The following is a 25070-nucleotide window of genomic DNA, read 5'->3' on the forward strand; positions in this document are numbered from 1 at the left end:
ACGGCAAGTGGCCGGTTTCGCACCGGTTCGCGCCGGTCAGGGTGGCACCACTGCCTGCGTGCGCTCCTGGCGCACCAGGTACAGGCCGCTGCCAATGATGATGGCGCCGCCCAGCAGCGTGCTGTAGCCCGGGACTGTCTGCCACAGCACCCAATCCAGCCCCATGCCCCAGGCCAGCGCCGTGTATTCAAATGGCGCCACCACGGAAGCCTGCCCGTGGCGAAAGGCTTCGGTGATCGCCAACTGGCCTGCAAACCCTGTGATGGCGAGCCCTGCCACCAGTGGCCAATGCACCTGCGCCACGCTCACCCAGTGCGGCCAGGCCAGCGCGCCGGCACCCAGTGCCAGCAGCGTGGTGGTCCAGAACACCAGGCTGGCACTGGAGTCGGTGCGGGTGAGCATGCGCCCCGTGATGGCCGACACCGCATAGCAGGTGGCTGCCGCCAGCACGGCCAGTGCGCCCAGGGTAAAGAACGCCTCCTGATTGGGTCGCAGAGCCACCAGCACGCCCACCATGCCCAGCGCAATGGCGACCCAGTGGGCAGCGCGCACCTTCTCGCGCAGCACCACGGTAGACAGCGCAGTGATGAGCAGCGGCGCAATGAAGAACAGTGTGTAGGCCTCGGCCAGTGCCAGTTCACGGATGGCAAATGCAAACAGTGCCAGCATGGCCACATTGAGTCCGCCACGCAGCAAGTGCAGGGGCCAGCGCACCTTCAGCAGCCGTGGCACCTCGCCACGCCACAGCGCATAGAGCGCCACCAACGGCAGCGCAGCCCAGCCCCGCAGCGCCGCGACCTGCATGGCGGGATAGTGGGCGCTCAGCGTCTTGAGCAGCGCATCCATCAGCGAAAAGAAACCCACCGCAGCCACCATGGCGATGATGCCGCGCAGGTTGCTGGACGGTGCAGCCTGTATGGGCGGGGCGGGCGATGCGGAGGACTGGGAGGGGGCGTTTTCAGCCATGGGGATGCTTTAGATTTTGCAGAGCGTGCGCCACGGCCGACACGGCGTTGGGTGCGGAAGGGGGCTCACAGCTGCCGAATAGGGAAGGCATTGCGGGAGCGCGTCGGTGCCATGGCGGCCGCCGCGCAGAGCAGGGGCAAAAAGTGTAGCGCAGGGGATGGCAGTGAGTTGCCGCGGAACGCAGTCCCGCTTGTATTGCGTGGCGGTCTGCTTCAGGGTGTGCGCCCATCAACTGAAACACCCGGCAGTGCCCCCAGCCGACCACGGTGGATGATGGGGCAGTTGAGCACCACCCGCGTTATCTGCAGCGTGATCTGGCCTTTGTCCTGCGCGTCCAGCACTTCTTCCTCGGACCGCAGGGTGCGAGCCTGCGTGGCATCGACCCAGGTGATCTGAACCAGTTGCCACAACGGGCTGTAAGCCGTGTAAGCATTTGCAGGCCCCACAGGGCGGGGAGCGGATGCAAACACGCTGGCCTGCTCGAAGTTGGTGGTGCCGTAGACGCGATCGGTCGCCCCCAGGCGCTGCATGCGCTGCATGCCAGAGGATGTTGATGCCTGTGGGTCGGGCAGGGCGTTGGCCAGCAGCGGCGCGTAGTTCGCATGCTTGGCGCGGGCCATGTCGGCATCGGATGCATCGGTGGTCACATAGAGGACCTCTTGCCCCTCGAACCAGCCACGAAGCAACGGCAGGTGTGCCTTCTCAGGGGGATCGATGGGGGCTGGAGCCGTGCCGCACGCCACCAGGGCGATCAGGACCACTGCCGAAGTAGCCATTCGCAGCCGGGACTGCAGGAACTGCGGGGACAACGTGGTGCAACGGAGAATGGTGCGCATGGTCGGGTCCAGGATCGTGGAATGTTGCGGGAAGGCGTAGAGTCAGACGATAGTGCTTGCTGGCTTTCCGCATCGATGTGGATGAGGAGAACGAACATGGACCCCATGCGCATTCTGTTGATCCAGGGACACCCAGACGCCCTGGCGCCCCACTTGTGCCACGCCTTGTCCCAGGCCTACGCCGAAGGGGCCATGGCGGCGGGCCACGTGGTGAGGCTGGTGGATGTGGCCGCCATTGATTTTGCCCTGCTGCGCAGCCAGCACGAGTGGGAGCTGGGCCTGCTGCCCGCGTCTCTCAAGCCTGCGCAGGCTGACATCGGCTGGGCGCAGCACATCGTGCTGTTCTTTCCGCTGTGGCTGGGCGACATGCCAGCCTTGCTCAAGGGTTTTCTGGAGCAGGTGGCAAGGCCCGGTTTTGCCTTCAACCCCGAAGGCAGCAACCCCTTCGGGCGCAAGGGGCTCACCGGGCGCAGTGCGCGGGTGGTGGTCACGATGGGCATGCCAGCGCTTGTCTATCGCTGGTACTTCCGTGCACACAGCGTGAAGTCGCTGGAGCGCAATATCCTGGGCTTTGTGGGCGTTGCGCCGGTGCATGAGACGCTGGTGGGCAGCGTGGATCAACTGGGCGAGGGTGGGGTTGCCAAGTGGAAGGCGCGCATGCGCGCGCTGGGGGCCAAGGCGGCGTAGGCCACAGGCGCGGCTGGCCGAACCGCCGCCTTCTTCAGCCAAACGTGCGCGCCATGCCCATGGCACCCATGCGCTGGCTGATGGCAAAAAATTCCGCCACGGTGTCTTCAATGATCTGCTGCGCGGTCTTGACGGAGTCAATCAATCCCGCGGTCTGCCCCGCCAGCGCAGGGGCCGCCTCCATGTCACCGTCAAAGTACACGCGCTGGATGCCCGCAAAGCTGTCGGCGGGCATCAGTCCCGCCTCGTGGATGGCCTGGGTGCGCTGCGACTTGAGCGCGCGGATGCAGGGGCTGGCCTTGGTGTTGAGCATCCAGGTGCCGGTGACGCCCGCATCGACGATGGCGTTCTTGTAGTTGGCGTGCACGGGGCTCTCTGCGCAGCTGACAAACCGTGTGCCCATCTGCACCGCCTCGGCCCCCAGCGCAAAGGCTGCGGCCATGCCGCGCCCGTCACAGATGCCACCTGCCGCCACCAGCGGCACGTCCACCCGTGCGCGGATGGCCTGCAGCAGCACCAGGGTGGAGACCTCTTCGGGGTTCTTGAAGCCGCCGCCTTCACCGCCTTCGACCACCAGGCCGTCAATGCCTGCGTCCACGCATTTCAGCGCTGCGTCCACCGTGGGCACCGCGTGATACACGGTGATGCCCGCGTCCTTGAGCGGCGCGATGAACTTGGCCGGGCTACCCGCTGAGGTGGTCACAAACTTCACGCCCGACGCGCACACAAAGCGCAGCATGGCGTCGTCCTTCAAAAAGCGGATGGGCAGGTTCACGCCAAACGGCAGGCCCAGCGCGCTCATCTTGGTGATCTCGGCCTGGCAGTTGGCCGTCTCGCCGGAGGACGTCTCAATGATGCCCAGCCCCCCCGCGCGTGACACCGCCGAGGCCAGCTGCGTGCGCGCAATCCAGCCCATGGGCGCCTGGATGATGGGGTAGCGCGCGCCCGTGTGGGCCAGGACGCGGTTGGTGGTGGGTGCGGTCATGGGCAAGGTCTCCTGATTTTTTGAGAGCGCCCATTATTTCGACGGGCATGCCGTCGCCGTGTCGCCCGCGTTACGGGGCCGGGGCGGGGGCGGGGGTCTCGTGCCAGGGCAGCTTGGCAAACAGGCGCTGCCAGTCGGCGCATGGCACGGTGGAGTCGTCGGCGGGGGAGTGCCCGCAGTCCCAGTCCGCGGGCCCCGGCCAGCGCAGCCCGCTGTCGAAGGTCATCGCCGCCCCCGTCACCGGGTGGGGCACCGTGAGCTGCCAGGCATGCAGCCACAGCCGCTGCTGGCCCAGCCGCTCGGCCCACCAGCGGTTGAGCGGGCCCTTGCCGTGCGTGGCATCGCCAATGATGGGGTGCGCCAGGTGCTTGAGGTGGCGGCGGATCTGGTGGCGCCGCCCCGTGGTCGGGAGGGCCTCGACCAGCGAGGCGCGCGTGGTGGCAAAACGCGCATCGCTGGCCTCCGGCAGCGTGAGCTGCGCCAGGCGCCGAAAGCGTGTGTGGGCGTCCTGCACGGCGGCGTCCGCAGGCGCATCGTCGGGCTTCAAGGCGTGGTCCACCTCGATGGCCTCAGGCGCCCAGCCGCGCACCATCGCCAGGTAGCGCTTGTGCGTGGCGCCATGCTCAAACGCTTGTGACAGCGCGCGCGCCGCATCGCTGTGCAGCGCCATCACCAGCACGCCGCAGGTGCCCTTGTCGAGCCGGTGCACGGGGAACACATGTTGGCCCAGCTGGTCGCGCAGGGTCTGCATCACAAACCGCGTCTCGCCCGCGTCCAGCCCCGTGCGGTGCACCAGCCAGCCTGCGGGCTTGTAAACGGCCACCAGGTGCTCGTCGCGCCAGAGGATGTGCAGGGGAGGGGGCATGGAGGAATGTGTGTGCGCCATCGCGGGCTAGGGGAAGGCGCGGATTGTGCCGCACGCGCCGCTGCCTACACTGGCCCCGTTCAACCTTTGCAAAGGATGCCCAGGTATGTCCGCTGGAGACTGGAAAGACATGTACGCCGCCGCCGTGGCGGGCGACCTGGCGCTGGTGCGCCACCACATCAGTGCGGGCGTGAACCCCAACTACCAGCATCCCGAGATCCTTTGCACGCCGTTGGTGGCGAGCCTGATCCACGGCCACCACGAGATCGCCCACTACCTGCTGGCGCATGGGGCTGACCCGGGGCTGCGGTCGGACTTCGACGACATGACCCCACTGGAGGCCGCGCGCCGCTACCGGCGCACCGAGTTCATCGCCTTGCTGCAGGCGCAGGGCGCCCAGGAAGAGCGCAAGCCGTTCTGGTGGCGCTGGTTGCCCCTTTAACCCCCTGGGTTGCTTGGCGTCCTTTTTCCCAAAGGGACGCCACCCGTGCGCTGTGGCGCTCACCGGGGCCGAGTCCGTCTCAATGGGGTGACTGGCCTGCGTGTGCTGCTTCTTTCGCCCTGAGCTTGGCGCCGATGTACTCGCCGTGCGTCACATGCAGCAGGCCGGCCACCTTGCTGATGGTGTGCATCTCGTTCTCGTCCGGGCGTGCGTCCGCGTAGGCGACCTGCCACATGGCTTCAACGAGCTGGATTTTCTCGTCCTGCGTGAAATGCTCGTTCAGCTGGCTGGTGAAGCGCTGGTAGTCGTAGGCGGTTCTGGAGGTGGCTGCGGCCTGTTCCAGCAGGCGCTGCAGTTTATCGTCACTTAGTGCAAATTGCCGGTGCAGTGCAGTCTGCATCACGCTGCGCTCCGCATCGCCCACCGCCGACTGGGTCCGTACCACCTCCACCAGCAACACGGCGGCTGCCAGTTGCACAGACCGCGCACGCTCTGCAGGAGATGGCACGGGGTTGAACGGGGTGAGGCTTTCAAGCAGGTCTTTGAGGGCTTGGAACATCGTGTGGTTTGCTGGCTGCGTCAGTAGGGTGGAGGCGTGGGGGGTGGGGTTGGTTCCGCTGACATGTGCTGGCTGCGCACGTTGCGCTCGCTGCGGCACAAAGCCCCGGCGACAATCGGGGGCCATGACGAAGAAAACCATACTCCCCTTGCAACTGCTGGTTGCCCCCGACAAGAACGACCCCGCACCGCTGATCCTGTACCACGGGCGCAACTGCCCCGATGGCTTTGGTGCGGCGCTGGCGGCATGGCTGTACTACGGCGACCAGGCTGAATACGTGGGGCTGGACCACGGCGATGTCAAGACCGTGGACGACCTGCCGCCCCTGCAAGGCCGCGCGGTCTACATCCTGGACTTCTCGTTTGCCAACGAGGTGATGGCCGCCATCGACGAGCGCGCCGCCAAGCTGGTCATGCTGGACCACCACAAGAGCGCGGCCGAAAAGCTCACCGGCTTTGCCTGCCGCTGCGGTGTGGTGCACTTCGACATGAACAAGTCGGGCGCGCGCCTGGCGTGGGAGTTTTTTCACCCGCGCGAGCCCATGCCCGCGCTGTTCAAGTACGTGGAAGACCGCGACATCTGGAAGTGGGAGTTTGCCGAGAGTGCTGCCTTCCTGTCAGCCCTGGACATGGAAGAGCAAGGCTTTGCGCGCTGGCGCGAGATTGCCGACTTCACGCCCGAACAGCTCCAGCAGTTCATGGTGCGCGGCGAGGCCATGGACCAGAAGTACCGCAAGCTCTGTGCCGACATCGCCGAAGGCGCGCAGCCGCTGGTGTTCAACGGCATCACGGGCCTGATGGTCAATGCCCCCGGCATGTTCCACAGCCTGGTGGGCGACATCCTCTCGGCCAAAACGGGCACCTTTGCGCTGATGTGGAGTGCAGGCGAAAAGGGCGTGAAGGTGGGGCTGCGTGCGCAGCGCAACTTTGACTGCATCGCGCTGGCCGAAAGCATGGGCGGCGGTGGCCATGCGCAGGCCTGCGGCTTCAAGATGAAGGTGGAGCGCCTGCCAGAGCTGCTGACAGGTACCTTCAACGCGTGATGCCCGGGCGATTTTGAGGATCAATCGCCTGTAGCGATAGAGCTATATCCCTGAGTAGCTATCAAAAATATAGTGAATGATGTGGCGCGCCAGCGCGGCTAAACCAGCCGCAGGTCGGCCCCCTGGGTCCCTGGAAACACCCGCGCCACGGCCGCCGGGTTCAGCCCGTACATGCGGGCGAACAGTCCCCCCAACACACTGCGGTAGTCGTTGAGCACGGGGTAGTCGCGGTTCTGGAACAGCGTGGTGGCGGTCAGCGCCTGCTGCTCGCCCGCAATGCGGCCGCCATTCACCCCACCGCCCAGCACCCAGAATACCGTGCCGTGGCCATGGTCCGTGCCCCGGTTGCCGTTCTCGCGGAAGGTGCGGCCAAACTCGCTGATGACCACCACCACGGTGGACTTCCACGCGGGGCCCATCTCGTCGGCAAAGCCTGCCAGGCCACGGCCCAGTTCCTCGAGGCGATTGGCCAGCGTGCCGGTGGCGGCGCCCTGGCCCACATGGGTGTCCCAGCCGCCCACGTCCACAAAGCCGAGCTGGTAGCGCGACTGCATGAGCCGCGCCATGCGCCGGGCTGTGCCCTCAAAGCCCTTGGTACTCAGCGCATTGCGGCTGGCGGCTTCCATCTCGCCCTGCATGGTGCGGGCGACCTCATCGCGGGTGGCAAAGCCTTCGTTCACGGGCGTGGCCAGCGGTGTGCCCCGGTACATGGAGGCGATGAGTTCGGCCTGCCGCGCATCCACACCACCGCGCCCCGCGCCTGCGCTCAGGGCGGTGTTGGGCACATCCACCGCTCCGCGCATCACCAGGGGCAGGGTGCTGGTGAACGCCATCGGCTGCAGCGCCACCGGGGCACTGTCGGCGCGCGGGTTCAGCTCCGCCACCAGCCGGTTCAGAAAGCCCGATCGGTAGTCGCGCCGCCCGCCCAGGGGCTGGCCCAGCTCAATGCTGTCCTGGGTGTCGAAGTGGCTGCGCGAGAGATCGTCCGTGCCTGCAAACGGAACAAAGGCGAGCTGGCGCTGCTGGTACAGCGGCAGCATCGATTCAGCCAGTGCCGGGTGCAGGCCCCAGTCGGGGGTGAGCGGCAGGGCCCCGCCCTCCTGCCCCGGCCGGGCGATGGCGATGTTGGGCCGTGTCTCGTAGTAGTAGCTGCTGGCCGTGGGCACGAGCAGGCTGGCGCAGTCGTAGCCACCGCGCAAGAACACAAGCAGAAAGCGCGCGTCCTGCGCGCGGGGTGCGGCGAGCACGCTGGCGCTGTGCACGCCCAGGCCGGTGCCGAGTGCGCTGGCGCCCAGGGCCTGGAGAAGGTGTCGTCTACAAAGCATGGGGCTGTCCTTTCAACCTATTCAATGGCGCCCGAACGCATCATCGGCTGCTGCGCAGGCGCGTGCGCGGTCAAAGCCGTGGCAGCCGTGCAAGGGCCGCCCCGCCGCACGGGCTGCGTCCCCCTTCCCGAGGGGCGAAGCCATTCGAGAGAAGGGGGAGGGCGCGAAGCGACTCAGGGGGATGTACTCCATCTCCTCTCCTCATCCGTGCATGAACTCAGGGGATGCGAGGAACAGCAGATTCCATTCGCGCGGTGAGGTGGCCTGCGCCAGGGCGCTGCGCGTGGCCGGGGACCACGTGGGCTCCAGCGTACGCACGTAGGCGGTCTGCGCCAGGGCCGGGGGCATGCGCGGCGCGGCGCGGGGTGCCGCATCATCGCTCGCTGGTGGGGCGGCCATGGCGCCTGCACCCAAGGCCCGCGCCATCTCAAAGCGCGTGCTCATCTGCCCCGAGCCTGACCATGTCGCGGAGTCCAGCGGGTAGCCATCGGGCGTGACACGGCCATACAAAGGCTCGGCCAGCCGTTGTAGCCACGCCAGCGCAGGGTCGGTGCTGGGCAGCACGGCATCGCCGTGGGCCAGGCGCAGGCCCGCCAGTGCGTAGTGCACCGGGTCCCGAAAACGCAGGCCCAGGGATGCACGGAACTCTGGTGTGTGGAACAGCGTTTCCAGCACTGCCGCAATGTCGCCGTCCGTGCGCTCAAAGCTGCGGGCCAGTGTCTGCAGCAGTGCAGGGGGCGGGTTGTCGCCCACCAGAAAGAGCGCGATCTTGCGGGTGATGAAGCGCGCGGTGGCAGGCGCACGGGCCAGGCGGTCCAGCGCTTCGTCCACCTCGGCCAGGCCTTGGGCGCGGAGCGGCTGGCCGAGCAGTGTTTTGGGGTCCCAGTCATGCTGCTGCGGGTTGAATTCAAACAATCCCTCGCGCACGTAGTGGCGAAGCAGTGCGGGCCGCATGCGCGGGGGCTCGTCGCCCGGCGGCCGCTGCGATATGCCCACGCCGGTCAGCACGCGGGCCAGCTCCTGCACGTCCTGCTGGCTGTAGCCACCGTCCACGCCCAGCGTGTGCAGCTCCATCAGCTCGCGCGCGTAGTTTTCGTTGATGCGGCCTGCAGCGTTCTGCGCGTTGTCCAGGTAGCGCAGCATGGCCGGGTGGCGCACGGTGGCGCCCAGCAGGTCGCGAAAGCGGCCCAGCGCGTGGGGGCGCACCGCACGCTCTTCGTAGTCGCCCACCAGTGCCCGCAGGCTGCCTTTGCCTGCAAACACGTTGAAGTGGTTCATCCAGAACCAGGTCATCTTCTCGCGCAACTGGCTGGGCGAATACAGCGCGCGCAGCACAAACCGGGCGGCAGCCTCTTGCTGCAGGGCGCGCATGTCCTGCTGCCAGGCCTTGAGCGCGGCCTTGCGCTCGTCCTCGGTGGGCAGGGCCTTGGCGGCGCGGTTGCGGGCTTCCATGTTGGCCGCCAGCGCCTCGATGGGGGTGCGCGAGATGGCCATGGCGTCGATCTGCGCCTGGGCTTCGCGGGGCAGTGCGGTGTGGCCACCTGGGCGCAGTTGCGCAGCCAGATACGCACTGATGCCCAAGCCGCCCAGCGCTTGCGTGCCCTGGGCGGTGCAGCCCCAGGTCACGCGGTCCTGCAGGCGGGCCAGGGTGGGTTCGTCGGCCGCGCTCCAGGTGCCCGGGCCTGTTGTGTGGGGCACTGCGGCTGCGGGGGGCGCGGCTTGTGTGGCAAGGGGGGCGCCAAAGACGGCGCAGCCCGCCAGGCCGAGCAGCAGGGTGCGGCGGTGGAGGTGCAGTGGGTTAGTGGGGGTCATGGGGCCTCGCGGGCAGCCAGTCAATGGCTGTCCGCATGGTGCCGCCGCCACCACCCGCATGCAAGCCCGCACGGCGGGTTTTACCTGCGCGACACAAACTGCAGGGAGGATGTATCGAGGGGTATCTCCAAACCCCCAGACACGGTCGTCTTCTAACAGGTTCTCGGTGCTATGGCGCTGCGCCCGTGGCCTGCGCCGCCTCCTCAAAACGGTCTACCTTGCGCAGGGTCTGGAACGCCATCATCCAGCCACCCACCACACCCAGCGTGCACAGGCCGCCCACGATGGCGGCGGGCACCACGCCCAGCCATGCGGCGCTGGTGCCCGCGCGGAATTCGCCCAGTTCGTTGGACGAGCCGATGAACAGCATGTTCACCGCGTTCACCCGCCCGCGCATGGTGTCGGGCGTGGAGAACTGCACCAGAGCGCCCCGGATGTACACGCTCACCATATCGGCCGCGCCCGCCACCAGCAGCGCCGCAAACGAAAGCCAGAACAGTGTAGACAGCGCAAACACCAGGTTGGCCACGCCAAACACCGCCACCGCGATGAACATGGTGCGGCCCACTTGGCGGTTGAAGGGCCGCATGCTCAGGTAAAGCCCGGCGCTGACTTCGCCCACAGCCATGGCACTGCGCAGCGCACCCAGGCCCGCCGGGCCCACATGCAGCACCTCTTGCGCATAGATGGGCAGCAGCGCCACCACGCCGCCCAGCAGCACGGCAAACAGGTCCAGCGAGATGGTGCCCAGGATGATGGGCCGCGTGCGGATGAAGGTGATGCCCGCGCCAAAGCGCTCGAACATCGTGCCTTGCGCGGGGCCGGGTGCCGTGGCATGGGCCACCACCACGCGCATCAGCAGGGCCACCCCGAGCACAAAACACGCGCAGCAGATGGCATAGGTCAGCTCGCCGCCGCCCAGCGCATACAGCAGCCCGCCCAGCAGCGGCCCGCCAATGCTGGCCACACGCATCAGCATGCTATTGGCGGCGATGGCCTGGGCCAGTTGTGCACGGGGCACGATCTGTGGCAACAGGCTCTGCATGGCCGGGCCCGAGAACGCGCGGGCACAGCCATACAGCACCAGCACGGCATAAATGCCCGCCACCCCGCTGCTTCCGTGGCCAGACAGCCACCAGAGCAGGGCGCTGCACAGGCCGCCCACCGACCAGGCAATCGCCAGGATGCGCTTGCGGTCAAAGCGGTCGATCAGGTCGCCCGCGGGCAGCAACAAAGCCAGCATGGGCAGAAACTGCGCCAGCCCCACATAGGCCAGCGCGAGCGGCTGCCGGGTCAGGTCGTACACCTGCCAGGCCACCACCACCGCCTGTACCTGGGTGGCGATGACGGCCACCACGCGGGCGACCAGAAAGGAGACAAAACCGTTGTGGCGATAGACGCTCTGGGCGTCGCTGGCGGCGGGAACAGGCGAAGTGGGCTCGGGAACGGGCATGGACAAGGCGTGGGAGCAGAGAGGCGGCCCAGGGCTGCGCGGACCTGGGGAGAACCCTGATGCTAGCGCCCTCGGCGCGGGCGCGCTGTGAAGGCGGGGTAAAGCCCGGTGCCCAGGCGGTGCGCCCGGGCCTCAGGTTCTCAGCCGACCTGCCGAAAAGACGACAGAGGCCCTGAAAAGCAGGCCCGCTCCGCCCGTGGCGCCTGTGCGCTGCGCCGATTCACCCCCTGGAGACCAATGGTCGAGCCATGGCGTTGACGATCAACACCAATGTGATGTCGCTGAATGCGCAGCGCCGGCTCGGCAATGCACTGGGCGACCTGGCGACCACCGTGCAGCGCCTGTCTTCGGGCCTGCGCATCAACACTGCCAAGGACGACGCGGCGGGCCTGGCCATCTCGGAGCGTTTTACCTCCCAGGTCCGGGGCATGAACCAGGCGGTGCGCAACGCCAACGACGGCTTGTCGCTGATGCAGACGGCCGAGGGCGCCCTGCAGGGCGTGGCTGCCAGCCTGCAGCGCATCCGCGAACTGGCCGTGCAGGCGGCCAATGACACCAACAGTGCCTCCGACCGGGAGGCCATTCAGGCAGAGGTCTCGCGCCTTGCGCAGGAGATTGACCGCACCGGCCGCACCACTCAGTTCAATGGCATGAACGTGTTCGACACCTCCAGCGCGAGCGTGGTGGGCGATGAAAACCTGCTGGGCGTGTACGACGGCTTGACCAGCGCGGGCAGCTGGCTGGAAAGCAGCGAACAGCTCATCCGCACTTACTACGGCCTCAAGGCCGATGGTGCCAAGCTCGACATCCGCTATACCGGCTACACCGACGGCGCCGGCGGGGTGGCTGCCTATGTGCAAAACACGGGCTATGACGCCAACGGCCGGGGACTGAGTCTGGTGTTGCAGGTGGACATGGCTGACTTTGTGCCCCCCAACCTGCCCAACGGCGGCACCGCGCCGTACTACAACGACCGCGTCATCGGCCACGAGATGGTGCACGCCGTGATGGCCCGCAGCACCAACTGGCAGAACCTGCAGGCCGGCAACCTGTGGTTCATCGAAGGCACGGCCGAGTTCATCCAGGGGGCGGATGAGCGGGTCAAGAACGATATCGCTGCAGTGACCACGGCAGGCGTGGTGGCCGCCATCAATGGCCCCGCCAACACCAGTGAGTTCTACTCGTCCAGCTATTCGGCGGTGCGCTACATGCATGACCGCATCAAGGCGGCGGGGGGCACAGGGGTCAAGGACGTGCTGACCTATATGAACGCCAACCCGGGCGCCACCCTCGACACCGCCATCGCCAATGCCTCGCACGGCGTGTTTACCAACGCGGCCGATGTCAAAAGCCAGTTCGCCACCAACGGCGCCGCGTTCATCGGCACCTTTGACCTGAACAACGCCGACACGGGGGCGATCGGCGGGCTGGATGTGGACGGCGGCGCCGCGCGCAATGCCAAGGCCGCCATTCCCAACATGGGCAGCCGCTCCGGCCAGGATGTGCTGGAGGGGTTCACCGAGTCGTACGAAACGATTGCCAAGAACGCCGGGGCCGTGAGCACCAAGGTGTTCCAGGTCGGCGCCAATGCCAACCAGACGCTGGAGACACGGGTGGGCGTGATCAGCCTGGGTGCGCTGGGCCTGCGCAACACGCTGGACGTCACGGTGTCGCCCGCACAGGCCATCGTGGCGGTGGACCGCGCGCTGGACTATGTGAGCAGTCAGCGCGCCGTGCTGGGCGCCCAGGCCTCGCGCCTGGAGGCCACCATCGGCAATCTGCAGGTCAGCAGCGAAAACCTGTCGGCCAGCCGCGCGCGCGTGGTGGACACAGACTTCGCAGTGGAAACCGCTTCGCTGGCGCGCCAGCAGATCCTGCAGCAGGCTGGAAACGCCATGGTTGTGCAGGCCAACCAGATGCCCCAGGGCGTGCTGGCCTTGCTGCGCAGCTGATCGCCTTCCGCTCAGGATCGTCAGCGAGGCGGTGGTGCGCGCCGTTTCCCTGGCGAATCAACGGCGCTGCCGGTGCCGGTAGTCCCAGGGCGCCAAAGGCCGCTTCTGGGACCACAGGCCCGCATGCTGCGCCTGTGCAGAGCGCTGCAAGGGCACCAGGTGCGGGTAGTGGCTGGCGTAGGGCGTGTACACCCAGGCCATGCCTGCGCGCACCTGTGCCGTGGCGACATCGGTGCCACCACAACGCACCTGCGCCACCATGCGGCCGTAGCTGTCCTCATCCACGGGTTGCAGGGTGGCCCGTTGTCGAAAGCACAGCTGTGCCAGGTGCTGCCGCGACTTCTGCCCAAACGCCTGCCGCGACTCGGGCGCATCGATGGCGGCGATGCGCACCTTCACCTGCTGGTAGGCACCGGGTGGCCCGCAGCGGGCAGTGAGGGTGTCGCCGTCGCTGATGGCGACGACCAGGCAAAACAGGGAAGCGAGGGGCACAGGGAGCTTGGGTGTGTGTTTGCAGGCACTGGCGCCAGTGTTTCTTGCAAAAATGGAGCGATTTGGCTGGGTGCGCTACAACAGTATGCTTTTGTAGCTATTAATAGTATAGCGGTGTGCTGCGTGATCACGATGACACAACAAGGGCTGCTATAGGGGCATGCGCCTGCCGCCGCCCTGCGTAGCACCTGGCGGGCCACAGGTCTGCTTTGCTTCAAGGTGAGACCACGCCGTGGTGTGCATGGCTTGAAGAATCTGGGGAACCGGGAGCGGTTACTGCCGTCAGACACCCCAGGCGCTGTGACAATGGGGTGCATTGTCCAATGCGCTCGCGTCGCGTTTGCTTCGCGCTTGTTATCGTCGGCGATAGCCGCCCACCCCCAAGGAGTCCCGGTTTTGCGTTTCCCCTGGTCCACAGAATCCCATGCCCCCCAACCAGCGCTCCTGCGCGCCGCTGCAGTGGCCCTGGCCTGTGGCGCGACTTTGGTCATGGCAGGCTGTGCCGGCACAGGGGCCAAGACGTTTGGCGTGCAGGAGAACTTTGGCTCGGTCGCCACGTACTCGCGCCTGTTCGATGCCACGCCGGCCCAGACGTGTGAAGCCTCGCGCCGCGCGCTGCTCAGCCAGGGCTACGTCATCTCGTCCAGCGCGGCCGACCTGGTGGAAGGCAAGAAGAGCTTCCAGCCCGAGCCCGAGTCGCACCTGCAGATGGTGGTGCGCGTGGTGTGTGTGCCTGAGGCCAACGACGGCAAGGTCAGTCTGGGCTTTGTGACGGCCACCCAGGACACCTACGCATTGCGCAAGACCAACAACTCGGCCAGCGTGGGTGTGGGCGCCATCGGCTCGGTGTCGCTGCCGTTCTCATCCAGCAGCGAGTCCCTGGTCAAGGTGGGCAGCGAGACCATTGCCAAGGACACCTTCTACGACAGCTTTTTTGATCTGGTCAAACGCTACCTGGTCATCGACCAGGCGCTGGCGGACTGAGCGGCCGGGGGCGTGCCCGGCTTTTTTTTCGGTCGTCTCTCGGCCCACTTCCCGCCGGTGCTTTATCAGGCGGCGCGCCAGCGTTGTACCCAGGCCCATCCTTCGGGCCAGTCGCCCAGGCCGCTGTCGGCATTGATATGCCCTTTGGCCCCCAGGTCTACCTGCTGGGCACCCCATGCGGCTGCGCAATGGGCCGAGAAGGATGCAGTGGAATACGGATCGTCGCTGCTGCTCACCAGCATGGTCTGCCGCGCGGGCTGACCCGGGGCGGTCAGCGCCGCAGGCACGGGCGTGAAGCCTTTGGCATCCGGTGGAAAGTCGGGCCCGTCGGGGTCTGGCACGGCCACCAGCAGCAGGGCATGCACAGCGGTCAACGCGCTGGCAGCCCACCGCGCCAGTGCCAGGCAACCCAGGCTGTGGGCCACCACGATGGGGGGCTGGCCTGCTGCGGTGATGGCCGCGTCAATGGCCTGCACCCAGGCGTCGCATTGCGGGTGCGCCCAATCGGCCTGCTCCACCCGCACCACGCCCGTGTGCTGGGTTTGCCACAATGATTGCCAGTGGCGGGGGCCGGAGTTGTAGATGCCGGGAACAAGCAAAACAGGTCTCATCGTCAAAATTCCTTCAGGTCAAAAAGGCAGTGGTGTCACTGCCTGCCAACGATAGGTGCAGCGCCTGTGGATGGGCAGGGGGCATCATCGGAAAGTGGCCCTCCAAACCTTGAAGTCATCGCAAAGGGAGCATTGCACCGTGGAGCTGGACAAAAAAGACCGACAGATCCTCATGGCCCTGCAGGCCGACGCTCGCCAGAGCCTGTCTGCCTTGGGCAAGCAGATCGGCCTGTCGCAGCCTGCCATGAGCGAGCGCGTCAAGAAACTCGAAGACGCAGGTGTGATCGTGGGCTACCAGGCCCGCATCGACCTGGCTGCCGCTGGCCTGGGCTTGCAGGCCGTGGTGCGGGTGCGCACCACGCACGAACACATTCAGCGCTACGTGCAGCTGTTTCAGACCATGCCCGAGGTGCTGGACGCCGTGCGCGTGACGGGAGAGGACTGCTTTGTGGTGCGCTGCGCATTTGGACAGCCGGCAGACCTGGAGCGCGTGGTGGATGCCCTGGCGGCGTTTGGCAGCGTGTCTACCGCCTTGGTGCTGTCGCACCCCGTGAGCAAGATGGTGCCGCTGGCATGACGCGGCGGGTCAGCAGAACCTGCGGGTGACCCGCGCGGGCGAGTCTGCTTAACGGGTGACCAGGTACCGCAGCTCCGCAAAAATGCCGCCCAGCGTGGTCACTGACTTGAGCTGCAGCGGGGGCCGCATGATCTGGCGCGGCAACAGCGGCGTGCCTGCGCCCAGCGTGACGGGGGCCATCTGCACGATCAGCTCGTCCAGCAGGCCCGCGTCGTAAAACTGCCCCACCAGGTCACCCCCACCCACGACCCACACATTGCGCCCCGCTGCAGCCTGCACCATGGCCTGGTGCACGGGCCGCACATCGCCACGCACAAAGCGCACATCCGCGCCTGCAATGCCGCGCAGCGTGCGTGCACTGAACACCCAGGTCGGCGGCGTGTAAGGCCAGGGCTGGCCCGCATCGACGGCATGTTTCAGCATCCATTCGTAGGTGTGCGCTCCCATCGCCAGCGCACCCACGTCGCGGATGAACGCGGGGTAGCTGGAGCCCTCGATCTCGCCAAATTGCAGCAGCCAGCCGAGGTCATGGTCGGGCGTGGCGAGGAAGCCATCGAGGCTGGATGCGCCATAGAACTGGGTTTTGCCGGGGCGGGGGTGGTTGCCTTGTGGGGGCATGGTGGGGCTCCTCTCTGAGGGTGGGTAGGTGCGCGGGCCCGGTGCAGGTGCAGGTGCAGGTGCAGGTGCAGGTGCAGCGGGCACGGTGGGGCACGGTCACTGTAGAGAAGGGCTGCTGACAACGGCCTGGCAGCAGATGTCAGCCCCGGGGTTAGCCCGGGCTGCGGGCACCGGCCTGCAGGGCCTGCACAGCAGCTACCAGCACGCCGGTGGCTTCTTCGGCGCTGAGCAGTCCGGCGCTCACGAATGCGCCGTTCACCACCACCGCAAGCTGGGCGGCCAGTTGCTCCGGGTGGGGGGCCTTCAACCGCACCGCGACCTCGTGCAGGCGCCCCCGCAGCGCCTGCATGTGCCGCCGCGCCACGTGCCGTGCGGGATGGTCCTGCTCGGCAAATTCAGCGGCCACGTTGATCTGGGGGCAGCCCCGGTAATTGGAGCGGGCCAGGCGCTCGCCAATCCAGCGCATGTGGGCCTCCAGTTCACCGGCGGGGTCGTCGGCGAACTGTGCCGCCACGCTGTCCCATTGGTCCCAGAACTCGACGTCCTCCCGCTCCAGGAAGGCCACGATGAGGTCGTCCTTGGTGGGGAAGTAGCGGTACAGGCTGGTCTTGGCCACGGCGGCTTCCAGCACGACCAAGTCCACGCCCACGGCGCGCACGCCGCGTTCATAGAACAGCCGGGAAGCGGTGTCGAGGATGCGGCTGCGGACATCGGCGGCGGGCTCGGCCACCGCCGCCGGGCCGCTGGTGGGGGAGAGGTCTCTGGTGGAACGGGAATTTGTGGTGCGCATGCTTGACATGATACAGACCTGTCTGTAATCTTAAAAAAACAGACAGGTCTGTATCGTTAATTTCAACCACCCACCCAACGCAAAGGATGATCATGAACCCGCAACAACACCGCCCCATCGCCGTTTACGGCGCCACCGGCCACACCGGCCAATTTGTTGTGCAGGAAGCACAGCGCCGCGGGCTGCCCGTGGTGGCCGTGGGGCGCAGCGCCGCCCGGCTGGACGAGGTGTTTGCCCCTGGCGTGACCCGGCGCATCGCCGATCTGGCCGACCCCACCAGCCTGGAACAGGCGTTTGCCGGCTGCGCCGTGGTCATCAACTGCGCGGGCCCCTTTCTCGACACGGCTGCCCCGGTGGCGCAGGCCGCGCTGCGGGCAGGCTGCCACTACATCGATGTGACGGCCGAGCAGGCGAGTGCGCAGGCCAGCCTGGCCGATTTCGATGCGCCGGCCCGCGCTGCGGGCAAGGTGGTGATTCCGGCCGCCGCCTTCTATGGCGGTCTGGCCGACCTGCTGGCCAGCGCGCTGGCAAGGGCCGGCACCATCGACGAGATCACTGTGGCGATCGGGCTGGACCGCTGGTGGCCCACCGCCGGCACGCGCAAGACAGGCGAGCGCAACACCGTGCCGCGCCAGGTGGTGGCCCACGGGCGCCTGGTGCCGCTGGTGCCTTCCGAGCACGTGCCGGACTGGGCGTTTGCCGCGCCCCTGGGCAGCCAGGCCATGGTGGAGATCCCGTTCAGCGAGGTCATCACCATCGCCCACCACCTGCCTGTGGGCCACATCCGCTCGCTGCTCAACCGCTCGGCGCTGCAGGACATCCGCGACAGCGGCACCCCGCCGCCCACGGCCACGGACGACAGCGGACGCTCTGCGCAGCGCTTCGAGCTCATGGTGCAGCTGGTGCAAGGTGGCCAGACCCGCACCGCCGGCGTGCGCGGGCAGGACATCTATGCCGTGACGGCGCCCATCGTGGTCGAGGTGGCCCAGCGCCTGCTGGCGCCTGCGTACGCACACAGCGGCGCGCTGGCCGTGGCGCAGGCGGTAGACCCGGTGGACATGCTGCGCGCGTTGCACGGCACGGCGCTGGAGGTGTTCGGGGACGCCTTGCCCGGCTGATGCCCAGGGGCGCTCAGGGCAGCTGCACCGTCTCCGCCAGATGCCCGTACACCGCAGCAATGCGCCGCAGGTGCCGCGACTCCGGGTGGGTCAGCAGCCACAGCTCGGTCTCGCCGTCGGCCAGCGCGCCCGTGAGCGGGCGCAGGTCGCTGCGGCCCTGGGCCAAAAAGAGGGGCAACACCCCCACGCCCATGCCCAGGGCCACCAGTTCCATCACCGTGAGCAGGCTGTTGACGCGGTAGGTGGGCTGTGCCCTGGGGTACTGCTTCTTGCGCCAGCGCACCGAAGGGTGGTCGGGCAGCGCGTCGTCGGGCGCAATCCAGGCGGCGCGGCCCGCCTCCACATCCGACAGGGCCAGGGTGCTGGCGGTGCCTGCGTACAGGGCCGAGCGGATCATGCCCAGCTGCCGCCCCACCAGGTGCTGTGGCGGGCGCTTGGTCGCGCGCACCGCGATGTCGGTGTCGCGCCGCGTCAGGCTCACCAGCTCGTTGCCGGCGTGCAGCTCGTACACCAGGGCCGGGTGCCGGGGCTGCAGCATCTGCAGGGCTGGGGCGATGAGGCCGTGCAGGATGGTGTCGGTGGTGGAGATGCGCACCGTGCCCGACACCTGCTCGGGCTGCGCCTGTGCGGCAGAGCGCGCGGCCTCCAGGGCGGCTTCCACCCGCTCGGCCTGTTCGGCCAATGCCTGGGCCAGTTCCGAGGGGCGGTAGCCGGCGCGCGACCGGTCGAACAGCGACTGGCCCAGCCCCCGTTCGATGCGCTGAATGGCGCGGAACACCGTGGACGCATCCACTCCCAGCCGCTCACCGGCGGCCGCCAGGGTGCCGGTGCGCACCATGGCCAGCAGCACTTCCAGCTCGGCCGCGCCCAGTTGGTATTGCGCTGATGCAACGGTTGATTTCATGGGTGCTTATTTTGTTTGCGTTGTTGCAAGCATAGATTCTGCCTGTCGCCGGGCCTTGCCGTGTACCGATGGGTGTCTGCGGCTGCTAGTGGGTAGCAACGGCGACACATTCCAACCGTTTTTACAGAAAGCCCCGTTCCCATGAAGCTCTACTACGCCCCCGGTGCCTGCTCGCTCGCCGTCCACATTGCCTTGCGCGAGGTCGGCGTTGCGTTCGATCTGGTCAAGGTGGACCTGGTGCGCCACACCACCGAGACCGGCGCCAACTATCTCGACATCTCCCCGCGCGGCTATGTGCCCCTGCTGGAGCTGGCCGACCAGTCGCGCCACACCGAAGCAGCGGCGCTGCTGCAGTACGTGGCCGACCTGGACCCGGCGCGCGCACTCATCGGCCAGCCCGGCTCCAGCGAGCGGCTGGCCGTGCTGGAGTGGCTCACCTTCGTCAGCACCGAACTGCACAAGGGCTTCAGCCCCTGGCTGTGGCACAAGGAGACGGCCGACTCCACGCGCCAGGCCGTCAAGGCCAAGCTGGCCGTGCGTTTTGCCGAGATGGAGGCCGTGCTGTCGCGCAGCGACTTTCTGGCAGGCGGCTACAGCGTGGCCGATGCGTATGGCTTCACCATCGTCAACTGGTCGCACCTGCTGGGCATCCCGCTCACTGCCTACCCGCACCTGCAGGCCTGGATGGCACGCGTGGCGGCCCGCCCGCAGGTGCAGGCTGCGCTGCGGGCTGAGGGGTTGCTGTCGTGATGGCCCAGACCACGGCGCCCGCTGCGCTCACTCTGGTCTCGCACGCGCTGTGCCCCTATGTGCAGCGCGTGGCCATCGTGCTGCACGAAAAGGGCCTGGCGTTTGAGCGCCGCACCATCGACCTGGCCCGCAAGCCCGACTGGTTCCTGGCCCTCTCGCCACTGGGCAAGACCCCGGTCCTGCAGGTGCGCGGCCAGAGCCTGTTCGAGTCGGCCGTGATCTGCGAATACCTGGACGAGGTGGCCATGCCCGTGCTGCACCCGCCAGATCCGCTGCAGCGCGCACGCCACCGCGCGTGGATGGAGTTTGGCTCTGCGGTGCTGAACACCATCGGCGGCTTCTACGCCGCGCCGGACGAGGCCACGCTGCAGGCCCGCGCGCAGGACCTGCGCAGCCGTTTTGAGCAGATCGAAGAGGCCCTGGGCCAGCGCAGCGTGCCGGGGCCGTACTTTGCAGGGCCGGACTTTGGCATGGTGGATGTGGTGTTCGGCCCGGTGTTCCGGTACTTCGACATCATCGACACCTTGCCGGGCGTGGATGACCTGGGGCTCTGGCAAGGTTTGCCGCTGGTGCAGCGGTGGCGCGCCGCGCTGGCGGCACGCCCTTCGGTGCTGCAGGCCGTGGGTGTGGACTATGCCGAGGGCTTGCGGGCTTTTTTGCGCGCGCGTGGGTCAGCCCTGTCGCGGCGCATGCAGGCGATGGCCGGCTAGACCCCGCACGCCTGCCGGCTCAATCCGCCCAGGTGCCCGGCGCCAGCCCGTCCAGCGTGTACGGTCCGATGGCCGCGCGGATCAGCCGCAGCGTGGGGTGGCCCACGGCGGCCGTCATGCGGCGCACCTGGCGGTTGCGGCCTTCGCGGATGATGAGTTCGATCCAGGTGGTGGGGATGGCCTTGCGCTCGCGGATGGGCGGGGTGCGGTCCCACACCGCAGGGGCGGGCTCCAGCAACCGTGCGCGGGCGGGCAGGGTGGGACCGTCGTTCAGCACCACGCCGCTGCGCAGCGCGGCCAGCGCGGCCTCATTGGGAATGCCCTCCACCTGCACCCAGTAGGTCTTCTCCATCTTGAAGCGCGGGTCGGCAATGCGGGCCTGTTGCTTGCCATCGTTGGTCAGCAGCAGCAGCCCTTCGCTGTCGGCGTCCAGCCGCCCAGCCACGTACACGCCGGGCAGGTCAATGTAGTCCTTCAGGCCCTGCCACTTGCCCTCGGGCGTGAACTGGCTCAGCACGCCGTAGGGTTTGTTGAAACGGATCAGGCGCGAGGTCATGGGGCTGGTTTCAAGAAAAAAGGGCCGGATGCGCTAGTGCAATATGTGCTGGGTGCTATCAAATGCATAGTAATGAAGCTCTGCGCCATCAGGCCGGCACGAACAGCGCCGGGTCCACCATGGTGCGGTTCAGCATCACGCCCCAGTGCAGGTGCGGGCCGGTCACGCGGCCGGTGGCGCCCACCTTGCAGAACGCGTCGCCTGCCTGCAGCACATCGCCCACGCGCACCTCCATGCTGCTCAGGTGGCAGTACATGGTGAGCAGGCCCTGGCCGTGGTCCAGCCACACCGTGCCGCCGTTGAAGAAGTAGTCGCCCACGTCAATCACCCGGCCCGGCAGCGGCGCCACGATGGGCGTGCCGGTGGCGGCGGCAATGTCCATGCCGCTGTGCGGATTGCGCGGCTGGCCGTTGAACACGCGGCGCAGCCCGAACGAGCTGGACCGCCGCCCCGGCACGGGCACGCGCATGCGCAGCGATGCCAGCGCCACGCCTGCGGGCTGCTCGGTGAAGGTGGCCATCACCTGGGCCTGGTGGTCGCGCTCGCGCTCGTAGCGGGCCTGGTCCTCGGGCGAGAGGTCCACCGTGCGCGGCGACACCTTCAGGTGCTGCTCCTTGTATTGCTTGGGCGCCACGTTGTAGTGCACCAGGCGCGGGCTGCCGCCGCCCTCGGGCAGCACGCTGATGAAGGCATCGCCCGGCGCCGCCGCCAGCGGTATGCCCACGATGGCCGTCCACTCGATGGCATCGCCCACCACCCGCAGCGGCACATCCACCTCGCCCTGGCGCACCTGCGCCACCGGCCGCGTGGCCGCCGGGCCCAGCGACAGCCGTGCCACGCCGCCCGGCACCTGCAGCGCCTGGGGCCACACCGTGGGCGCGGGTGGCACAGGCTTGGCATGCAAAGGGGCCACCAGGGCAGGCTGCACGAGCAGGCCCGCCGTGCCGATCAAGGCGCTGCGGCGGGTGATGGAGAGGGCGGGGCGGAAGGGAGCGGGGCGGGCAGATTCAGACACGGCAGAGGAAGGCATGAACAAAAACAAAGTGGCTGCGCGGGGGGGCTGGTACGGGTGCAAAGCGCCCCGCTGTCGCGGCCGACAAGGGCGATTGTGCCCCCGGTGTTGGCGGCGTCCGCCTACATCGCGCCTGCATGTCGGCACCTACCATCGCGCCATGCCACCCGCAGCCCACCGCCGCCGCTCCACCATGCTCACTGTCTTGCTCACGGCCCTGGCCACGGGGGCCCTTGTCTTGTTGGCGCTCAACTTCACTGCGGGCGAGAAAAAGGTGCAGCAACAGCTGCCGCGCCTGTACAGCGCCGCCCACCCGCAGTTCGAGCGCGCCCTGGGCAGCCTGCTGGGCCCGGGCATTGTGGGCGGCAATGCGGTGACGGAGCTGCTCAACGGCGACCAGATCTTTCCGCCCATGCTGGCCGCGATCACATCCGCTCAGAAAAGCGTCACCTTCGAAACCTACATCTATTGGTCGGGCGACATCGGCAAGCAGTTTGCCGACGCCCTGAGCGAGCGCGCCCGCGCCGGTGTGCCCGTGCATGTGCTGCTCGACTGGGTGGGCAGCGCCAAGATGGAAGAAAGCTACCTGGCCGAGATGAAAGAGGCCGGGGTTCAGATTGAAAAGTTCCACAAACCCCACTGGTACAACCTGGCCCGGCTGAACAACCGCACCCACCGCAAGCTGCTGGTGGTGGACGGGCAGGTGGGCTTTACCGGCGGCGTGGGCATTGCGCCCGGGTGGACGGGCCACGCGCAAGACCCGGAGCATTGGCGCGACTCGCATTACCTGGTGCGTGGCCCCGTGGTGGCGCAGATGCAGGCCACGTTTCTGGACAACTGGCTCAAGGTCACCGGCAAGGTGCTGCATGGCGAGGCGTACTTTCCGGCCATTGCACCGGCGGGTGCGCAGAAGGCGCAGATGTTCTCCAGCTCGCCATCGAGCGGCAGCGAGAGCATGCAGCTGATGTACCACCTGGCCATCACGGCGGCCGAGCGCAGCATCGACCTGTCGGTGGCCTACTTTGTGCCCGACGACCTGACCCGCAAGCTGCTGATGGATGCGCTGGCACGCGGCGTGCGCGTGCGCCTGGTCACCCCCGGCGAGCACACCGACACCGAGACCGTGAAGGCCGCATCCCGTGCTACCTGGGGCGAGCTGCTGCAGGCCGGGGCCGAGATTTATGAATACGGGCCCACCATGTACCACTGCAAGGTCATGATCGTGGACCAGTTGCTGGTGTCGGTGGGCTCCACCAATTTTGACAACCGCTCGTTCCGCCTGAACGACGAGGCCAACCTGAACGTGTACGACGCTGCCTTTGCACAGCGCCAGACTCAGGTGTTTGAAGACGACATCCGGCGGTCACGCCGCGTGACCTACGAGGCCTGGCGGGACCGCCCGCTGCGCGAGAAAGTGCACGAGACCTTGACCGGCTGGATGCGGTCGCAGCTGTGACGATGTTTGAATGAAATCAGCCGCTGGCGCTGGTGAATAATGCGCCAGGCGCTATCAAAAGTGTAGTTGCTGGTAGTGGATGCGCGGCGGCGGTTGCGGTGCGCCGCCGGGGCAGTGTTTGCCCTGGCGGGCATCTCCGCCTTGCTTATGGATCAGTGCGTCACGAACTCGTAGGTCACGGCTTCGCTATCCACCATGTCGAGGATGTCGTCCAGCACGTCTTCGTCTTCGGTGCTGGCCCACAGGTCTTCGGGGTCTGTGGCAAACAGGGGTTCGATGGCGATGTCCATGAACTTGCCATCGGGCAGCTTGATGACCGGCGTGCCCTCAGAGGTATCGACCAGCTCCCAGTTGTCGGGCACGGTCATTTCGAGCTGGATGGTGACGTTGAGTTTTTTCATGGCGAATCCTTGTTGCAGAACCGGTCAGGGTAACCCAGTTTGGTGCCAGATGGATGTCTGGCGCCGAACGGATATGCCTAATGCGCTATAAAAATTAGAGCATCCGAAGAATTCTCCACTGCAGGCGCTCATGCCTGCGCCGGGCGAACTCCGTGCTCTCGCGTCTGGCATGGGCTTTGCGTCATGCAGGGCGCAACGTGTCGCGATGCGGACCGTGGGCCGCCGATGTGCCCTTGTACTGCGCGCCGTTTGTTGTAACGTGTCTGGCCCAAGCCCCTGTGCGTCCGCATTCGCTGCGGGCCGCGGAAATGCCTGTTCTTGTCCCATCTTCTGACCCACTGGAGAACCTGCCCATGATCATCAAGAAAACCCTGGCCCTTGCCGCAGCCGCCGCCGTGGTCGCCAGCCTCGCCTTCAGCCCGGCCGCGCAGGCAGGCCCCCGGCTCGACAAGATCATGGAGGCCAAGGTCATCCGCGTGGGCACGCCCGGCGACTACCGCCCGTTTGCCATCAAGACCGACGCGGGCTACAGCGGCCACGACATCGATGTGATCGAAACCATGGCCAAGGAGCTGGGCGTGAAGATCGAATACGTGCCCACCACCTGGCCCAACCTGGTGAAGGACCTGCAGGGCGACAAGTTTGACGTGGCCGTGGGCGGCATCACCCGCAACGTCAACCGCATGCGCATTTTTGACATGCTGCCCGGCTACGCCCCGTTCGGCAAAGTGGCCCTGGTGCGCGCGGCCGACAAGGCCAAATACACCAGCGTGGACGCCATGAACCAGCCCACCGTGCGCGTCATCAAGAACCCCGGCGGCACCAACGAAACCTATGTGCTGGCCAACCTCAAGGCCGCCCAGGTCAGCACGCATGACAAGAACGCCGAGATCCCCGCGCTGATCGCCGAGGGCAAGGGCGACGTGATGATCACCGAAACGTACGAAGCCCTGCACTACGCCAAGGCCGACCCGCGCCTGCACGCCGCATTTGTGGACGCGCTGCTCACGCCCAAGAACTACCTGGGCTTCATGCTGCCCACCGACGACGCCGACTACGTGCGCGTGATGGGCTTTGTGTGGGGCCTGGTGGACAGCCGGGGCACCATCAAGCAGGCCGCTGACAAGTGGTTGAAGTGACGGCTTCGAAGTAACGTGGGCTTGGCGC

Annotated in this window: 27 protein-coding genes; 11 read left to right on the top strand and 16 right to left on the bottom strand. The window is 67.1% G+C overall.

Translation table 11 applies throughout. From position 1 onward, the window contains the following. Positions 1-36 precede the first annotated feature (36 nt). Positions 37-966 (bottom strand): DMT family transporter, encoded by a 930-nt coding sequence (locus ASD75_RS16575; protein ID WP_082565058.1) that lies wholly within the window; start codon positions 964-966, stop codon positions 37-39. A 212-nt stretch (positions 967-1178) separates the two neighbouring features. Beyond that, complete coding sequence (locus tag ASD75_RS16580; RefSeq protein ID WP_056747038.1) at positions 1179-1802, bottom strand: hypothetical protein; 624 nt, start codon at positions 1800-1802, stop codon at positions 1179-1181. A 96-nt stretch (positions 1803-1898) separates the two neighbouring features. On the opposite strand from ASD75_RS16580, the gene ASD75_RS16585 reads away from it, so the two are divergent. Beyond that, positions 1899-2489: an NAD(P)H-dependent oxidoreductase gene (locus ASD75_RS16585; RefSeq protein ID WP_056747039.1), complete on the top strand. Its 591-nt coding sequence runs from the start codon at positions 1899-1901 to the stop codon at positions 2487-2489. A gap of 34 nt (positions 2490-2523) precedes the next feature. On the opposite strand, the gene ASD75_RS16590 is transcribed toward ASD75_RS16585, so the two are convergent. Together ASD75_RS16590 and ASD75_RS16595 are read right to left on the bottom strand one after the other, a co-directional pair. Then, positions 2524-3474: a nitronate monooxygenase family protein gene (locus ASD75_RS16590; RefSeq protein ID WP_056747040.1), complete on the bottom strand. Its 951-nt coding sequence runs from the start codon at positions 3472-3474 to the stop codon at positions 2524-2526. Between the two features lie 70 nt (positions 3475-3544). After that, on the bottom strand, positions 3545-4339 hold the full coding sequence (locus tag ASD75_RS16595) for a pseudouridine synthase (RefSeq protein WP_146871467.1): 795 nt from the start codon (positions 4337-4339) through the stop codon (positions 3545-3547). A gap of 106 nt (positions 4340-4445) precedes the next feature. On the opposite strand from ASD75_RS16595, the gene ASD75_RS16600 reads away from it, so the two are divergent. Next, positions 4446-4781 carry an ankyrin repeat domain-containing protein gene (locus ASD75_RS16600; protein ID WP_056747042.1) on the top strand — a complete coding sequence of 112 codons (336 nt, stop codon included), beginning with the start codon at positions 4446-4448 and terminating at the stop codon, positions 4779-4781. A gap of 79 nt (positions 4782-4860) precedes the next feature. On the opposite strand, the gene ASD75_RS16605 is transcribed toward ASD75_RS16600, so the two are convergent. Beyond that, positions 4861-5340, bottom strand: coding sequence for a TerB family tellurite resistance protein (locus ASD75_RS16605; protein ID WP_056747043.1), 480 nt, complete (start codon positions 5338-5340; stop codon positions 4861-4863). A 124-nt stretch (positions 5341-5464) separates the two neighbouring features. Between ASD75_RS16605 and ASD75_RS16610 the strand changes: the two genes are divergently transcribed. After that, complete coding sequence (locus ASD75_RS16610; RefSeq protein WP_056747044.1) at positions 5465-6382, top strand: DHH family phosphoesterase; 918 nt, start codon at positions 5465-5467, stop codon at positions 6380-6382. A gap of 98 nt (positions 6383-6480) precedes the next feature. Here ASD75_RS16610 and ASD75_RS16615 read toward each other — a convergent pair whose 3' ends face one another. The 3 genes from ASD75_RS16615 to ASD75_RS16625 all read right to left on the bottom strand — a co-directional run bounded on the left by ASD75_RS16615 (position 6481) and on the right by ASD75_RS16625 (position 10972). Further along, positions 6481-7707, bottom strand: coding sequence for a DUF1501 domain-containing protein (locus ASD75_RS16615; RefSeq protein ID WP_056747045.1), 1227 nt, complete (start codon positions 7705-7707; stop codon positions 6481-6483). A 201-nt stretch (positions 7708-7908) separates the two neighbouring features. Further along, complete coding sequence (locus ASD75_RS16620; RefSeq protein ID WP_056747046.1) at positions 7909-9519, bottom strand: DUF1800 domain-containing protein; 1611 nt, start codon at positions 9517-9519, stop codon at positions 7909-7911. Positions 9520-9688: 169 nt separating this feature from the next. Continuing rightward, entirely contained in the window at positions 9689-10972 is a 1284-nt protein-coding gene (locus tag ASD75_RS16625) for an MFS transporter (RefSeq protein WP_056747047.1), read from the bottom strand. Between the two features lie 248 nt (positions 10973-11220). On the opposite strand from ASD75_RS16625, the gene ASD75_RS16630 reads away from it, so the two are divergent. Then, positions 11221-12924 carry a flagellinolysin gene (locus tag ASD75_RS16630; protein ID WP_056747048.1) on the top strand — a complete coding sequence of 568 codons (1704 nt, stop codon included), beginning with the start codon at positions 11221-11223 and terminating at the stop codon, positions 12922-12924. Between the two features lie 57 nt (positions 12925-12981). On the opposite strand, the gene ASD75_RS16635 is transcribed toward ASD75_RS16630, so the two are convergent. Beyond that, entirely contained in the window at positions 12982-13416 is a 435-nt protein-coding gene (locus tag ASD75_RS16635) for a thermonuclease family protein (protein ID WP_056747049.1), read from the bottom strand. 489 nt (positions 13417-13905) lie between these two features. Between ASD75_RS16635 and ASD75_RS16640 the strand changes: the two genes are divergently transcribed. After that, on the top strand, positions 13906-14400 hold the full coding sequence (locus tag ASD75_RS16640) for a DUF2242 domain-containing protein (RefSeq protein ID WP_056747050.1): 495 nt from the start codon (positions 13906-13908) through the stop codon (positions 14398-14400). Positions 14401-14465: 65 nt separating this feature from the next. On the opposite strand, the gene ASD75_RS16645 is transcribed toward ASD75_RS16640, so the two are convergent. Then, a complete protein-coding gene (locus tag ASD75_RS16645; RefSeq protein ID WP_056747051.1) occupies positions 14466-15011 on the bottom strand; it encodes an alpha/beta hydrolase in 546 nt (181 codons plus the stop codon). 139 nt (positions 15012-15150) lie between these two features. Between ASD75_RS16645 and ASD75_RS16650 the strand changes: the two genes are divergently transcribed. Then, positions 15151-15588 carry an Lrp/AsnC family transcriptional regulator gene (locus ASD75_RS16650; RefSeq protein WP_056064760.1) on the top strand — a complete coding sequence of 146 codons (438 nt, stop codon included), beginning with the start codon at positions 15151-15153 and terminating at the stop codon, positions 15586-15588. 48 nt (positions 15589-15636) lie between these two features. Here ASD75_RS16650 and ASD75_RS16655 read toward each other — a convergent pair whose 3' ends face one another. Both ASD75_RS16655 and ASD75_RS16660 read right to left on the bottom strand, forming a co-directional pair. Then, on the bottom strand, positions 15637-16206 hold the full coding sequence (locus ASD75_RS16655; RefSeq protein ID WP_056747052.1) for a dihydrofolate reductase family protein: 570 nt from the start codon (positions 16204-16206) through the stop codon (positions 15637-15639). A gap of 151 nt (positions 16207-16357) precedes the next feature. Continuing rightward, complete coding sequence (locus ASD75_RS16660) at positions 16358-16996, bottom strand: TetR/AcrR family transcriptional regulator (RefSeq protein ID WP_082565059.1); 639 nt, start codon at positions 16994-16996, stop codon at positions 16358-16360. A 92-nt stretch (positions 16997-17088) separates the two neighbouring features. Here ASD75_RS16660 and ASD75_RS16665 point away from each other — a divergent pair, with 92 nt between their 5' ends. Continuing rightward, on the top strand, positions 17089-18114 hold the full coding sequence (locus tag ASD75_RS16665) for a trans-acting enoyl reductase family protein (RefSeq protein ID WP_056747205.1): 1026 nt from the start codon (positions 17089-17091) through the stop codon (positions 18112-18114). Between the two features lie 13 nt (positions 18115-18127). Here the strand turns inward: ASD75_RS16665 and ASD75_RS16670 are convergent, their stop codons facing one another. Then, positions 18128-19018 carry a LysR family transcriptional regulator gene (locus tag ASD75_RS16670; protein ID WP_056064749.1) on the bottom strand — a complete coding sequence of 297 codons (891 nt, stop codon included), beginning with the start codon at positions 19016-19018 and terminating at the stop codon, positions 18128-18130. Positions 19019-19159: 141 nt separating this feature from the next. Here ASD75_RS16670 and gstA point away from each other — a divergent pair, with 141 nt between their 5' ends. Together gstA and ASD75_RS16680 are read left to right on the top strand one after the other, a co-directional pair. Continuing rightward, positions 19160-19768, top strand: a complete 609-nt coding sequence (gene gstA / locus ASD75_RS16675) for a glutathione transferase GstA (RefSeq protein ID WP_015014999.1) — start codon at positions 19160-19162, stop codon at positions 19766-19768. Beyond that, positions 19768-20478, top strand: coding sequence for a glutathione S-transferase family protein (locus ASD75_RS16680; protein ID WP_056747054.1), 711 nt, complete (start codon positions 19768-19770; stop codon positions 20476-20478). Before gstA ends, ASD75_RS16680 begins: the two co-directional genes overlap by 1 nt. A 19-nt stretch (positions 20479-20497) precedes the next feature. Here the strand turns inward: ASD75_RS16680 and ASD75_RS16685 are convergent, their stop codons facing one another. Beyond that, a complete protein-coding gene (locus ASD75_RS16685; RefSeq protein WP_099730742.1) occupies positions 20498-21034 on the bottom strand; it encodes a pseudouridine synthase in 537 nt (178 codons plus the stop codon). 88 nt (positions 21035-21122) lie between these two features. Then, positions 21123-22064: a peptidoglycan DD-metalloendopeptidase family protein gene (locus tag ASD75_RS16690; protein ID WP_056747206.1), complete on the bottom strand. Its 942-nt coding sequence runs from the start codon at positions 22062-22064 to the stop codon at positions 21123-21125. Between the two features lie 175 nt (positions 22065-22239). On the opposite strand from ASD75_RS16690, the gene ASD75_RS16695 reads away from it, so the two are divergent. Then, positions 22240-23502, top strand: coding sequence for a phosphatidylserine/phosphatidylglycerophosphate/cardiolipin synthase family protein (locus ASD75_RS16695; RefSeq protein ID WP_056747207.1), 1263 nt, complete (start codon positions 22240-22242; stop codon positions 23500-23502). Between the two features lie 152 nt (positions 23503-23654). Here the strand turns inward: ASD75_RS16695 and ASD75_RS16700 are convergent, their stop codons facing one another. After that, positions 23655-23903, bottom strand: a complete 249-nt coding sequence (locus ASD75_RS16700) for a hypothetical protein (RefSeq protein WP_056064732.1) — start codon at positions 23901-23903, stop codon at positions 23655-23657. A 353-nt stretch (positions 23904-24256) separates the two neighbouring features. Between ASD75_RS16700 and ASD75_RS16705 the strand changes: the two genes are divergently transcribed. Continuing rightward, positions 24257-25042: a transporter substrate-binding domain-containing protein gene (locus ASD75_RS16705; RefSeq protein ID WP_200947614.1), complete on the top strand. Its 786-nt coding sequence runs from the start codon at positions 24257-24259 to the stop codon at positions 25040-25042. The last annotated feature ends 28 nt before the right edge of the window (positions 25043-25070 follow it).

The organism is Acidovorax sp. Root568 (assembly GCF_001427445.1).
GTDB classification, from domain to species: Bacteria; Pseudomonadota; Gammaproteobacteria; order Burkholderiales; family Burkholderiaceae_C; genus Acidovorax; species Acidovorax delafieldii.